13 protein-coding genes are annotated in these 13009 nt (G+C 72.2%); 10 read left to right on the plus strand and 3 right to left on the minus strand.

What is annotated here, in order from left to right:
- Window positions 1-61: 61 nt before the first annotated feature.
- The 9 genes from PUR71_RS25355 to PUR71_RS25395 all read left to right on the plus strand — a co-directional run bounded on the left by PUR71_RS25355 (window position 62) and on the right by PUR71_RS25395 (window position 9441).
- Window positions 62-847 (plus strand): GntR family transcriptional regulator, encoded by a 786-nt coding sequence (locus tag PUR71_RS25355; RefSeq protein WP_329929413.1) that lies wholly within the window; start codon window positions 62-64, stop codon window positions 845-847.
- 6 nt (window positions 848-853) lie between these two features.
- Window positions 854-1567 carry a phosphonatase-like hydrolase gene (locus tag PUR71_RS25360; protein WP_329929414.1) on the plus strand — a complete coding sequence of 238 codons (714 nt, stop codon included), beginning with the start codon at window positions 854-856 and terminating at the stop codon, window positions 1565-1567.
- Between the two features lie 176 nt (window positions 1568-1743).
- Window positions 1744-2367, plus strand: a complete 624-nt coding sequence (locus PUR71_RS25365; protein WP_329929415.1) for an LURP-one-related/scramblase family protein — start codon at window positions 1744-1746, stop codon at window positions 2365-2367.
- Window positions 2368-2538: 171 nt separating this feature from the next.
- Window positions 2539-3327: a glycerophosphodiester phosphodiesterase gene (locus PUR71_RS25370; RefSeq protein WP_329929416.1), complete on the plus strand. Its 789-nt coding sequence runs from the start codon at window positions 2539-2541 to the stop codon at window positions 3325-3327.
- A 9-nt stretch (window positions 3328-3336) separates the two neighbouring features.
- A complete protein-coding gene (locus PUR71_RS25375; protein ID WP_329929417.1) occupies window positions 3337-4734 on the plus strand; it encodes an MFS transporter in 1398 nt (465 codons plus the stop codon).
- Between the two features lie 84 nt (window positions 4735-4818).
- Window positions 4819-6345 (plus strand): ArnT family glycosyltransferase, encoded by a 1527-nt coding sequence (locus PUR71_RS25380; RefSeq protein WP_329929418.1) that lies wholly within the window; start codon window positions 4819-4821, stop codon window positions 6343-6345.
- 177 nt (window positions 6346-6522) lie between these two features.
- The gene (locus tag PUR71_RS25385; RefSeq protein WP_329929419.1) at window positions 6523-6903 is read left to right on the plus strand and encodes an acyl-CoA thioesterase; all 381 of its coding nucleotides are present in this window, start codon (window positions 6523-6525) and stop codon (window positions 6901-6903) included.
- A gap of 43 nt (window positions 6904-6946) precedes the next feature.
- On the plus strand, window positions 6947-8491 hold the full coding sequence (locus PUR71_RS25390; RefSeq protein ID WP_329929420.1) for an acyl-CoA dehydrogenase family protein: 1545 nt from the start codon (window positions 6947-6949) through the stop codon (window positions 8489-8491).
- Window positions 8491-9441: a DMT family transporter gene (locus PUR71_RS25395; RefSeq protein ID WP_329929421.1), complete on the plus strand. Its 951-nt coding sequence runs from the start codon at window positions 8491-8493 to the stop codon at window positions 9439-9441. Before PUR71_RS25390 ends, PUR71_RS25395 begins: the two co-directional genes overlap by 1 nt.
- A gap of 89 nt (window positions 9442-9530) precedes the next feature.
- Here the strand turns inward: PUR71_RS25395 and PUR71_RS25400 are convergent, their stop codons facing one another.
- A complete protein-coding gene (locus tag PUR71_RS25400; protein WP_329929422.1) occupies window positions 9531-10127 on the minus strand; it encodes a helix-turn-helix domain-containing protein in 597 nt (198 codons plus the stop codon).
- A 117-nt stretch (window positions 10128-10244) separates the two neighbouring features.
- On the opposite strand from PUR71_RS25400, the gene PUR71_RS25405 reads away from it, so the two are divergent.
- On the plus strand, window positions 10245-11693 hold the full coding sequence (locus PUR71_RS25405; protein WP_329929423.1) for an aminopeptidase P family protein: 1449 nt from the start codon (window positions 10245-10247) through the stop codon (window positions 11691-11693).
- A 101-nt stretch (window positions 11694-11794) separates the two neighbouring features.
- Here the strand turns inward: PUR71_RS25405 and PUR71_RS25410 are convergent, their stop codons facing one another.
- On the minus strand, window positions 11795-12232 hold the full coding sequence (locus tag PUR71_RS25410) for a GNAT family N-acetyltransferase (protein WP_329929424.1): 438 nt from the start codon (window positions 12230-12232) through the stop codon (window positions 11795-11797).
- 56 nt (window positions 12233-12288) lie between these two features.
- Window positions 12289-12978 carry a class I SAM-dependent methyltransferase gene (locus PUR71_RS25415; protein WP_329929425.1) on the minus strand — a complete coding sequence of 230 codons (690 nt, stop codon included), beginning with the start codon at window positions 12976-12978 and terminating at the stop codon, window positions 12289-12291.
- Window positions 12979-13009: the final 31 nt, after the last annotated feature.

Genomic DNA, 13009 nt, shown 5'->3' on the forward strand with positions numbered 1-13009 from the left:
CGGGAGATCGCCAGGTGGCACCGCCTTGAGAAGTCACACCCCGAGGTGCCATAGTCAGCTTGTGAAGACAAGTGACCGTCCGCTGGACCGCGCTCCCGAGGACGTCCCGCTGCACCAGCGGCTCGGCGTCGAGTTCCAGCGCCGCATCGACTCCGGGGAGTGGCCCGAGGGCCGCCCGGTGCCCAGCGAGTCCCAGCTCTGCGCCGAGTTCGGCACCTCCCGGGGCCCGGTCCGCCAGGCCCTGGCCCTGCTGCGCCGCGAGGGCAGCCTCGTCGGCGGCCGCGGCAAGCCGCCGGTCGCCCGCCGCGCGGCGCCCTCCCAGCCGTTCGCCACCTTCCTGTCGTTCACCCAGTGGGCCCGCGGCATCGGCCGCGAGCCCGGGCAGTCGACGATCGAGGTGGCCCGCCGCCGGGCCTCCCCCGACTCGGCGGCCCGGCTCGGCATCGCCGAGGGCGAGCCGGTGGTCGAACTCGTCCGGCTGCGGCTGCTGGACGGCGCCCCGGCCATGCTGGAGCGCTCGACCTTCGTCCACGAGGTCGGTCGCGCCCTGTTCGACTTCGACCCGGACACCGGCTCCATCTACGAGGAACTGCTGCGCCGCGAGGTCGACCTGCACCACGCCCGGCACACCATCGACGCCGTCGCCGCCTCCCCCGAGGACGCCGAGCACCTGGACATCGGCATCGGCGACCCGCTGCTGCGCGTGCGCCGGCTGACCACGTCGAGCCGGGGCGTACCGCTGGAGGACGCCGACGACCGGTACCTCCCCGCCATGGCCACGTTCACCATCGAGAACACCGTCGAAGGCCGCACCACCATCGGCCGCTACCGCACCGAAGAGGACTGATTCACCGTGATCGAGCTCGCCGCCCTGGACATGGCCGGCACCACCGTCAACGAGTCGGGCGCCGTCTACCGGGCGCTGCGCACCGCCGTCGAGCGCACCGGCGTGCCGGTCTCCGACGAGGACCTGCAGACCTGGATGGGCACCGACAAGCGCGAGGCCATCGCCGCCCTCGTCCGCCTCGGCGGCGGCACCCCCACCCCGGAGCTCGTCGAGGACGGTTACGAGGCCTTCGCCGCCTTCCTGCGCGAGGCCTACCGGGCCAGGCCGCCGCAGGCGATCGAGGGCGTCGAAGACGCGCTGGCCGAGCTGCGCCGCCGCGGCATCAAGGTCGCCCTCACCACCGGCTTCAGCGCCGACGTCGCCCACCCGCTGCTGGAGTCGCTCGGCTGGTCCACCGGGGAGGGCGGGAACCTGGACGCCGTCGTCACCTCGGACGAGGTCCCGCGCGGCCGCCCGGCGCCGCACATGATCCACCGGGCGATGGAGAAGACCGGCGTCATCGACACCCGCCGCGTCCTGGCCGCCGGCGACACCATCGTCGACGTCGAGGCGGGCACCAACGCCGGGGCCGGGGTCGTCGTCGGGGTCCTCACCGGCGAGCTCCCGCGCGCCGCCTTCGCCGGCCACCCGCACGCCCGTGTCCTGGCCAGCGCCGCCGAGCTGCCGACCCTCCCGGAGACCTTCCCGCAGGCCCTTGCGGCGGACCTCCCCACTGCCTGACGCCACACCAAGGGCCGTTCGCACACACCCCCTCTGACCAGGGATTTCGCCTCCGCAACAGCCAACCGGCCGTTCTGTGCGGATTGTGCAACAGAGGCCCGGAAAGCTGTCTCGCGGCCCGCTCCCGTCCCTAGGATCGTGCCCGCCAACGCACCATCAGATGGGGACGAAAGAACATGAGCAACGAGTTCGGCGGCCTGCTCGGCATCGCGCAGGAGCTGTTCGGCGACGAGCAGCGCCAGGGCCAGGGCGAGCACCACGACGACTTCCTGATGGACCTCGGCCAGAAGCTCATGAACGGCCACCAGCCGGTGCCCGAGGGCGTCGTCTACGACATCGACGAGAAGTTCTTCTCGCCCACCCACGACTTCTGGATCAAGCGCGGCGGCGAGCGCGTCTTCCAGGTCGACGAGAAGCTGTTCAGCTTCAGCGGCGCGATCGCGCTGCAGGACTCCGAGGGCAACGAGCTCTACCGGATCTCCGAGAAGATCATGACGCTCCGCGACATCCGCTACATCAAGCGCGGCGAGCAGACCGTCGCGACGGTGAAGAAGGCGCTCTTCTCGCCGCTGGTCTACAAGTTCACGGTGACCTTCGAGAACGGCGCGGAGATCCACGTCACCGGCAACATCACCGACCACCAGTACGCCATCACGTACGGCGAGCAGGAGATCGCGCACATCTCGCGCGAGTGGTCGCTGCTGAGCGAGCACTACTCCGTCAAGATCGTCCCCGGCCAGGACGACGCCCTGATCCTGACCATCGCCGCCTGCGCCGAGGCGATGGTCCTGGACGACTGAGTCCGGGCCGCCCGACCGACGTGTCCCCCGCAGGGGCCGTCCCGACCGCCGTCGGGACGGCCCCTGCGGCGTTTCCCGCCCCGCCCTACCGAGGACCCGAGCCCCCATTACTGCTTGACAGGATGCGTAATACTGTAACGCGCGACCAGCAGAACGACACCGGAGGCCGCGTTGCACCCCTTCCTCGACCAGCGGGGACCCCTCGCCTTCGCGCACCGCGGCGGCGACCTCGGCCGCCCGGAGAACTCGCTCGCCGCGTTCGAGGCCGCCGTCGCGCTCGGCTACCGCTACCTGGAGACGGACGTCCACGCGACCTCCGACGGCGTCCTGGTCGCCTTCCACGACAGTCGGCTCGACCGCGTCACCGACCGCACCGGCGCCGTCGCCGACCAGCCCTGGAGCGCCGTGCGGCAGGCCCGGATCGGCGGCACCGAGCCGATCCCGCTGCTGGAGGACCTGCTCGGCGCCTTCCCCGACGCCCGCTTCAACATCGACGTCAAGGCCGCCCCGGCCGTCGCGCCGCTGGTCGAGGCGGTCCGCCGCACCGGCGCCTGGGACCGGGTCTGCGTCGGCGGCTTCTCCGACGCCCGCCTCGACGCCGTCCGCGCCGCCGCCGGCCCGCGCCTGGCCACCTCGCTCGGCCCGCGCGAGGTCGCGCGGCTGCGGCTGCGCTCGCTGGCCGGCCCGCTGCTGCCCGGACGCGGGGCGCCGTACGCCGGGATCTGCGCCCAGGTGCCCGAGCGCCACCGCGGCGTCCGGCTCGTCGACCGGGCCTTCGTGCGGGCCGCGCACCGCCTCGGCCTGCACGTTCACGTCTGGACTGTGGACGATCCCACACGGATCAGGGCTCTACTCGACCTGGGTGTGGATGGCATCATGGCGGATCGCATCGACGTCCTGCGGGACGTCCTCAGCGAACGCGGCTGCTGGATGGACGGCGGCGCGGCCCGAGCACGGTGATTGGAACCCATGAACACCGCGACCGACCTGCCGGACCACCCGGCGCCGGACACCCCGGCCACGGCCACCGACGACCGTGCGCTGAACCGCGTGCGCTTCGGCTGGTACATCAACGACTGGGCCAACGCGGCCTTCTCGGCGACCGTCCTGACGGTGTTCCTCGGTCCGTACCTGACGACGGTCGCCAACAAGGCCGCCGACGCCCACGGTGACGTCCACCCGCTGGGCCTCACCGTCCGCGCGGGCTCCTTCTTCCCGTACACCGTCTCCTTCTCGGTGCTGATCTCGGTCGCGGCGATGCTGCTGGCCGGCACCGTCGCCGACCGCACCGGGCGACACAAGGAGCTCATGTGCGGCTTCGCCTACCTCGGCGCGCTCGCCACCATGGGCATGTTCTTCCTCGACGGCGACCGCTACCTCCTCGGCGGCGGGCTGCTGGTGGTGGCCAACATCGCGTACGCGGTGTCGGTCGCCCTCTCCTACGCCTACCTGCCGGGCCTCGCCAAGCCCGACGAGCGGGACGCCGTCTCGTCCAAGGGGTGGGCGTACGGCTACGCGGGCGGCGGCCTCCTGCTGATCGCCAACCTCGCGCTGTTCGAGGGCCACGAGGCGCTGGGCCTGTCCGAGGGCACCGCCGTGCGGATCTGCCTGGCCTCGGCCGGGCTCTGGTGGGCCCTGTTCACCCTCGTCCCGCTGTTCCGGCTGCCCTCCCGGGCCGGCGTCGCCCCCGCGCGCACCGGCGCCGGGGCCGACGGCAAGCCCACCGCCGGCAGCCTGCGCGAGCTCGCGAACACCCTGCGCGGCATGCGCCGCTACCCCAAGACCCTGCTCTTCCTCGGGGCGTTCCTCTGCTACAACGACGGCATCCAGACCGTCGTCTCGCAGGCCTCGCTGTACGGCAGCGAGGAGCTGGGCATGGACCAGACCTCGCTGGTCGCCGCCGTCCTGATGGTCCAGGTCGTCGCGATCGGCGGCGCGCTGCTGCTCGGCCGGATCGCCCGCCGGTACGGCGCCAAGAAGACCGTCCTCGGCTCGCTGGTCGGCTGGGTCGTCACCCTCGCCCTCGGCTACTTCATGCCGGCCCACCAGCCCGCCTGGTTCTACGCCCTCGCGTGCATGATCGGCCTCGTGCTCGGCGGCAGCCAGGCACTGTCCCGCTCGCTGTTCTCGCACATGATCCCGGCCGGCCGGGAGGCCGAGTACTTCAGCGTCTACAAGGTCAGCGACCGCGGCACCAGCTGGATGGGCCCGCTGGTCTTCGGCCTCGCCTACCAGGTCACCGGCAGCTACCGGCTGGCCATCATCTCGCTGCTGATCTTCTTCGTGATCGGCTTCGTCGTACTCGTGAAGGTCCCCGTGCGCCGCGCCATCGAAGAGGTCGGCAACCCCGTCCCCGAGCGCCTCTGAGGCACCGCCCGTCCCCCGGGGGCCGCCCCGGGGGACGCCGGCCACCCCCTTCCCGCGCCGCGCCCCACCTGCGACACTCACGAGGTGGACATTCGGGGGGATGTCCCGGGCCGGACGGCCGGGGACGACGACACGCACGCGCCGGCACTGCCGCGCTTCGCCGCCCGACCGGTGCTCGCCGTCGCGGGCGTGGTCGGCGCGCTCCAGCTCCTGCTTTCCGGGCGCTACGGCTTCCACCGCGACGAGCTCTACTTCCTCGTCGCCGGACGCCACCCCGCCTGGGGCTACACCGACCAGCCGCCGCTCACCCCGCTGCTGGGCCGCGCCTCGACGGCCCTCTTCGGCGACAGCCCGACCGGCCTGCGGGCCGTCGCGGTGCTGCTGTGCGCCGCCACCGTCGTCCTGGTGGCCCTGATCGCCCGGGAACTGGGCGGCGGCCGGCCCGCCCAGCTCCTCGCCGCGTGCGCGGCGGCCTGCTCCGCGGTCGTGCTCGGCGTCGGGCACATGCTCTCCACCGTCACCTTCGACCTCGCCGCCTGGCTGGCCGTCAGCCTGCTCACGCTGCGGCTGCTGCGCACCGGGGACCGCCGCTGGTGGCTCGCCATCGGCGCCGCCACCGGCATAGCGCTGCTCAACAAGGACCTCGTGCTGCTCCTCGCCGCCGTCCTGCTCCCGGCCATCCGGTGGTGCGGCCCCCGCCGGGTGCTGCGCGGCCGATGGGCCCCGGCGGGCGCGCTGCTCGCGATGGCCGTCGCCCTGCCCGACCTGTGGTGGCAGGCCGCCCACGGCTGGCCGCAGCTGACCGTAGCGGGCGGCATCAGCGACAAGGACGGCCTGGCCAACCGGCTCACGTTCGTGCCGATGCAGCTGCTGTACCTCTCCCCCGTGCTCGTCCCCGTCTGGGTCGCCGGCTTCCGCCGCCTGTGGCACGACGCCGCCCTCGCCTGGGCGAAGCCCTTCGCGGTGGCCTACCCCGCCCTGTGCCTCGTCGTCCTGCTCAGCGGTGGCAAGCCCTACTACGCGATGCCGCTGCTCCTCGTCCTGACCGCCGCCGGTTGCGAACCGGCGGTACGGCGTCAGGGCTCCGGCCGGCCGGTGAAGTTCGCTGCGTGGCTGGCCCTGGGCGCCCTGGTGAACGTGGTGATCACCCTGCCCGTGCTGCCCGCCCGGCAGCTGCCGCTGGTGAGCTGGATCTACCCCGAGCAGGCCGAGCAGGTCGGCTGGCCCGAACTCGCCGCCGCCGCGGGCACCGGCTGGTCCGCCGTCCCGCCCGAACTCCGCTCCCGGGCCGTCGTCTTCACGAGCAACTACGGCGAGGCCGGCGCCCTCGCCCGCTACGGCGCCCGCTACGGCCTGCCCGCGCCCCACTCCGGCCACATGTCCTTCGCCGACTGGGGCCCGCCCCCGGACTCCGCCGACGGCCCCGTCCTCCTGCTCCACCCCGCCCCCTACCCCGAGGTGGAACGCGCCTTCACCGGCTGCCACGAGGTGGCCCGCGTCGACAACGGCCACGGCCTCGCCAACGGCGAGCAGCACGCCCCCGTCGTCCTGTGCACCGGCACGGTCGCCCCCTGGTCCGAACTCTGGCCCCGGCTGCGCCACTACTACTGAGAGAGCCCAAGGCCGGACAACACCGGACCAATCCGGAAGGACCGGCCCAAGTGGCCGGTCAGGACCGGCATTTGTGGTCGAGTTCACATCAACTCGCGCACCGGTACGCCGATTGACGGAAGATCAGCAGTGGCAGACTGTTGACCACCGAACAGTCGGACGTCCTAGGAGTTGAATGTGAACGTCGCAATCTCGCCGCGCTTCTCCGAGGTGGACGTCCTCGGCCACGTGACCAACTCGGCCGTTCCGGTGTGGTTCGAGCACGGCCGCATGCCGATCTTCCGGCTGTTCAGCAAGGAGGAGAACATGCGCGACCTCGCGCTCATCCTCCGCCGCTACGAGATCGACTTCACCAAGCAGATCCTGGCCTCCGCCGACGTCGTCATCGAGACGAAGGTCGCGAAGATCGGCACCACGTCGATCACCATCGAGCAGGTCGCCCGGCAGAACGGCGCCGAGGTGGCCCGCGGGACGACCGTGATGATCCACTTCGATTACCAGGCCAATGCCACCGCGCGCATTCCGGACCACGTCCGCGAAGAACTCGCGGCGCTCTGACGAGCCGCACCAGCACGGCTACCGACGAAACGGGGAAACCACCTTGAGCATTTCACGGAACCAGTTAACCGAGCTCGACTCCGCCGCTTTCCTCGACAATTTCCAGCGCGGGATCGGCGCCTTCGACAGCGCCGTCCTGCCACAGGAGCCGCTGTCCAAGGACCGGCTCCGGGAACTGATCGAGCTCGGCATCTACCTGCCGGCCATCCCCCGCGCGTACGGCGGCCGGGAGAGCCACCGGGAGATGTGCGAGATCATCGAGATCATGTCCGAGCGCAACCTGCCCATGGGCATGTACACGATGATCGTCACGGTCCTCTTCCTGCGCAACGTCGCCTCCAGCGGCGACGAGGCGCTCAAGAAGGAGGTCTTCGAGGACTTCGCCAACAACCCGGTCATCGGCGGCCTCGCCTTCACCGAGCCGACCAGCGGGTCGAACCTCGCCCGCATGCGGACCACCTACGAGCCCGACGGCGACGGCTACCGCATCACCGGGGTCAAGCACTGGCAGGCCTTCAGCGAGCAGGCCGACTGGTGGATCGTCTGCGCCAAGCACCCCCGGCGCAAGGAGTTCGCCTACTTCGCCCACAAGCGCTCCGACGGCGGCTTCGAGACCACCGAGGTCTACGACAGCCTCGGCCTGAAGAACCTGGGCTACGGGCTGAACACCCTCGACATCCGGGTGCCCGGCCACTACCGGCTCACCAAGACCCGGCCGGGCCTCGGCGACGCCGCCGAGATCCTCTGCGCGTCGCGGTTCAGCAAGGCCGCCATGTCCAGCGGCTTCCTGCGCCGGCTGACCGCCGAGACGCTGCGCCACGTCGACGGCCGGCAGATCGGCGACGGCACGCTGCACGACATCGACTACGTGAAGTACAAGGTCGGCCGGATCAAGCAGAACTCCGTCGTGTGCAACGCGCTGTACCGGCACCTGATGCTCGACGAGGACTACCGGACGGACATGGAGGGCAGCATGTTCGCCTCCCTGGCCACCAAGGTGCTCTCCTCCGAGCTCATGCTGGAGTCGGCCCTCGACTACCAGCAGCTGTGCGGCGGCGAGGGCTACCGCATGGGCGCGCCGGACAACATCGCCGCGTACGCCCTGCTGGACGCGCGGGTCTACACCATCTTCGACGGCACCAACGACCTGCTGTGCCAGCACCTGGCCAACCTGTTCCTGCGCGAGTTCCGGGACTCCGGGCTGCGCTCCCCGCTGGAGTTCGTCGGCCGGTTCGGGTACCTGGAGGACGCGTTCTTCCACCTGACCGACATCAACTTCAACCACATCACCGCCGCGCCGTCCCAGGACAAGATCGTGATCCTGGGCCGCATCCTGTCCCGGATGTACGGGATCGGCGCCCTGGAGAAGGCCTCGCGCTCGGCCGCGCCGAGCGAGCGGCTCGCGGTGGCCGACGCCGACTACCCGAGGGCCGTCGCGGTGCTGAAGAACGAGATCCTCGCCCTGGTCAACGAGTACGAGTTGACCGACCGGCTGACCGAGCGGCCCACCGGCACCGACGAGGCGCCGGACGTCGTCCACCCGCAGACCGCCGTGCTCACGGCCGGCTCCAAGGCAGGCATGCGCTAGTGTCCGGGAAGAACAAGAGCCTCAAGGTCTCGCTGATCGCGCTGGTGTTCGTCACCATCTACGGATCGGGTTTCGTGGGCGGCCGGTTCGGCCTCCCCTACGCGGAGCCCTTCGCCTATCTGGCCATCCGGTTCGGCGGCACCGCGGTCGTCTTGTTCGCCCTGGTCGTCTGCCTGAGAATCCCGTGGCCGCGCACGCGCTCGGCCTACGTCCACCTCGTCCTGAGCGGCATCCTGCTGCAAGGCGTGTTCTCCACCGGGGTGTTCTACGCGCTGTACTACGGCATGACCCCTGCGGTGTCCGCGCTGATCATCGCGCTCCAGCCGATCCTGGTCTGGCTGATGGTCTCCGTCGCGACCGCCCGGAAGGTCCGCCCACTGTCGGTGCTGGCGCTCGCCGGAGGACTGGCCGGAGTGGCCCTGACCGTGTATCAGGGACTGGCGTCGTCGTCGGGGCTCACCCTGACCAACGTCGCCTTCGACTTCCTCGGGCTGATCGGGCTGTCCACCGGGCAGTTCTACTACCAGATGAAGAACCCCGGTACGCATCCGCTGATCAACGGCTTCCTCCAGTCCGGCTCGTCGGCCGTCGTCATGCTGGCCGGCGCCCTGGTCTTCGAGACCGGTGTCGTCCACTGGACCAGGGACCTCGTCCTGTCGGAGCTGTGGATGTCGGTCGGCGTCTCGATCGGCGCGCTCAGCCTGCTGTTCGTGCTGATGCGGTCGGAGAGCGCGGACCGGGTGGCGTCGTACTTCTACGGGGTGCCGATCGCCGCGGGACTGATCGCCTGGCCGATGCTGGACCAGCGGCCGACCCTCTCCGAGGTCATCGGGTTCGCGGTCATCGTGGCCTCGATCGTCCTGTTCAACCGGAGCAGCCGGGCCCCGGCGCCGACCACCGCTCCGGCGGCACCGGTCGGCGCCGAGGCCCGGACGGCGGACCGCTCCTGAGCGCGGCCGGGCGGCGGGGAGCCCGAGAGGCTTCCCGCCGCCCGGCCGCGCTACCGGCCCGGGCGTTCGCTTGAGCGAACGGTCCGGGCTCAGTGCTCCAGCGCGTCCGCCACGTGCAGGCGCTGCTCCGCCCGGAAGTGCAGGAGCAGCACCGAGCGCACCGCCTCCCCGTCCAGCGCGGTGTACGCGTGCGGCAGCGAGGCGTCGAAGCCGACGTAGTCACCCGGCTCCAGCTCGACCTCGCACCCGTTGACCCGCACCCCGAGCCGGCCCGCCTGGACGACGGTGTGCTCGGTGCCCGCGTGGCCGGCCGAGTCCTGCGTGCCGCCGGGCCTGACCCGCTGGTCGTACACCTCGACCACCGAGTCCCCGGCCTCGATCCGGCGCAGCGGCCGCAGGTCGACGCCGACCCCGCTGAGCGGCTCGACATCGGCCGCGCGGACCACCGTGACGCCGCCGCCGGGCGCGCCCTCGACCAGGTCGGAGATCGGCACGCCGAGCACCCGGGCCAGCCCGAACACCGTCTCCAGGGTCGGGTTCCCGGCGCCGGACTCCAGCTGGGAGAGCGTCGCCTTGCCGATCCCGGCCCGCCTCGACAGCTCGGACAGGGAGAGGCCGCGCGCGGCCCGCACGCGCTTCAGGTTGGCGGCGAGCACGCCCCGGACGGATCCCTCGGAGTCGGCCACTCGTATCCCCTTCTCTCCGACCTTCGTTCGGTATACCGTACGGGACGCGAGGCGCCGGTCGCAGCAGTGCGCGCCGGTCCGGCGTGTTCCGACCCCACCCCGACCCAGGAGGCGGCAGTGACCGAGCCCACCCAGCCCACCGAGTCCCGGCCGGCCGACACCATCACGTACCGCAAGAACGGCCTCACCCGCGGCGTCACCGACGAACTCGCCGAGAACATGCGCCACGGCTGGGCCGACACCGAGCGCGGCGACCTCACGCCGATCCCGCAGGCCGCGCACACCGCCCGCCGCCGCGCCGAACTCGCCGCCGCCTTCCCGGGCGAGACGCTCGTCGTCCCGGCCGGCAACCCCAAGGTCCGCGCCAACGACACGGACTACCCGTTCCGCCCGTCCTCCGACTACGTCTACCTCACCGGCGACCGGTCCCAGGACGGCGTGCTCGTCCTCTCCCCCGCCGGCGGCGCCACCCTCTACGTCCGCGACCGCTCCGACCGCGGCAACGGCGAGTTCTGGCTCGACAACCACGGCGAGCTGTGGGACGGCCGCCGCAACAGCCTCACCGAGAACGAGCGCCTGCTGGGCCTGCCCTGCCGCGACGTCCGCGCGGTGCGGGCCGACCTGCGCGCCGTCACCGGCCCCGTCCGTGTCCTGCGCGGCCACGACGCCGGGGTGGAGGAGGCGCTCGGCGACGGTGTCACGGCGGAGCGCGACGAGGAGTTCAAGGTCTTCCTGTCCGGACTGCGCCTGGTGAAGGACGAGTTCGAGATCGCCGAGCTGCGCTTCGCGTGCGCGGCCACCGCCCGCGGCTTCGAGGACGTCGTCCGGGTGCTCGGCACCGACACCGAGACCGCCGAGCGCCTGATCGAGGGCACGTTCTTCGTCCGCGCCCGGGTCGAGGGCAACGACGTCGGCTACGGCACCATCGCCGCGGCCGGCCCGCACGCCACCACCATGCACTGGGTGCGCAACGACGGCCGCGCGAAGCCCGGCGAACTCCTGCTCCTCGACGCGGGCGTGGAGACCAACGAGCTCTACACCGCCGACATCACCCGCACCCTCCCCGTCAGCGGGCGCTTCGACCCGCTCCAGCGCAAGGTCTACGACGCCGTCTACGCGGCGCAGGAGGCCGGCATCGCCGCGGTGCGGCCCGGCGGTGCGTTCCGCGACTTCCACCACGCCGCCCAGCGGGTGCTCGCCGAACACCTCACCTCCTGGGGCCTGTTCGGCGACCTCAGCGCCGAGAAGGTCTACGAGCTCGGCTTGCACCGCCGCTTCACCCTGGCCGGCACCGGCCACATGCTCGGCATCGACGTCCACGACTGCGCCCACTCCCGCACCGAGGACCACGTCGACGGTCCGCTCAGGCCGGGCATGGTGCTCACCGTCGAGCCGGGCATCTACTTCCAGGAGGACGACCTGACCGTCCCCGAGGAGTACCGCGGCATCGGCGTGCGCATCGAGGACGACATCCTCGTCACCGAGGACGGCAACGAGAACCTCTCCGCCGCCCTCCCCCGCGAGGCCGGCGCCGTCGAGGCCTGGCTCGCCGCCCTGCGCGCCTGACCGGTCCTCGGAGCAGCGGCACCGGCCGGCCGGGGAACGGCTCCCGCCCCTCAGGCGCTGATCATGAACGCACCCCGACCGGACACCGGGCGGGCGGGGGTTCAGCCGGCCAGTGGCTTGACCCAGCGGCTCCACTGCGGTTCCGGGGCGTAGCCGGCGGCCTTCCAGGTGCGGTGGCCGAGTTCGTTCCCGTCCAGGACCATCGCGTCGATCCGGCGGGCGCCGAGCGCGGCCAGGCGCTCCTCGGCGGCGGCGAGCAGGGCGGCGCCGATGCCCCGGCGGCGGTGGGCGGGGTCGACGGCGAGGCGGTACAGGTGGGCGCGCCAGCCGTCCCAGCCGGCGATGACGGTGCCGAGCAGGGTGCCCGGGTCGCCGGCCGGGGTGGCGACGATGAGGCAGTGCGGGTCGCGCGCGAGCAGGGCGGCCACGCCGGCCTCGTCGTCGGAGATGCTGGTGCCCTTGGCCGCGGCGGCCCAGAGCGCGAGCAGCGCGGGTATCTCGTCGGGGGTGGCGGTGCGCAGGGCGATGTCGTCGGTCATGACCCGTGTCTAGCAGGCCCGATCGCCCCGCCACCGGGAATTCCACCTGCCGGGCGCTACGCCCCGAGCCGCCACACCGTCGTCGTCTTGACGGAGGCGTCCTCCAGGTCGGCGACCACCGGCACCTCGTACGCGGCCACGGCGGTGAACCGCTCGCGGGGCAGGTAGGCGCGGCCGGGGTCCCCGACGATGACGGTGGCGCCGCGGGCGGCGGCCCGTTCGAGGAAGGGCAGGAACCGGGCGGCCATGGCCCGTTCGTAGAACACGTCGCCGGCGAGGACGACGTCCGCCGGGGCGCCGTCGCCGTCGACCAGGTCCACCAGGGCGCCCTCCACCCGGACGCCGTTGGCCTCCGCGTTGAGCTCGATCGCCGCCACCGCGTAGGCGTCGATCTCGGCGGCCCGCACCCACGCGGCGCCGCTCAGCGCGGCGGCCACGCCCACCACGCCCGACCCGGCGGCGACGTCCAGCACCCCGCGCCCGGCGACGAGTTCGGGGTGGTCCAGCACGTACCGGGTGACGGCGACGCCGCCGGCCCAGGCGAACGCCCAGAACGGCGGCGGCATCCCGGCCTCGCCGCGCGCCTTCTCGGTGGTCTCCCAGAGGGCGATCGCGTCGTCCGCCATGTGCAGGCGGATCTCGGGGACGAACGGGACGGGCGTCAGCGCGGTCTCGCGGAGGATGAAGGCGAGATCGCCGGAACAAGGACGGCTGGTCGGCTGGTGGAGGCGCAGCTCACTCGGCATGCCCCGCAGCATAGAGCCGCGGGGCCCGTGG

It is taken from the genome of Streptomyces sp. SP17BM10 (genome assembly GCF_036322405.1).
GTDB lineage: Bacteria > Actinomycetota > Actinomycetes > Streptomycetales > Streptomycetaceae > Kitasatospora.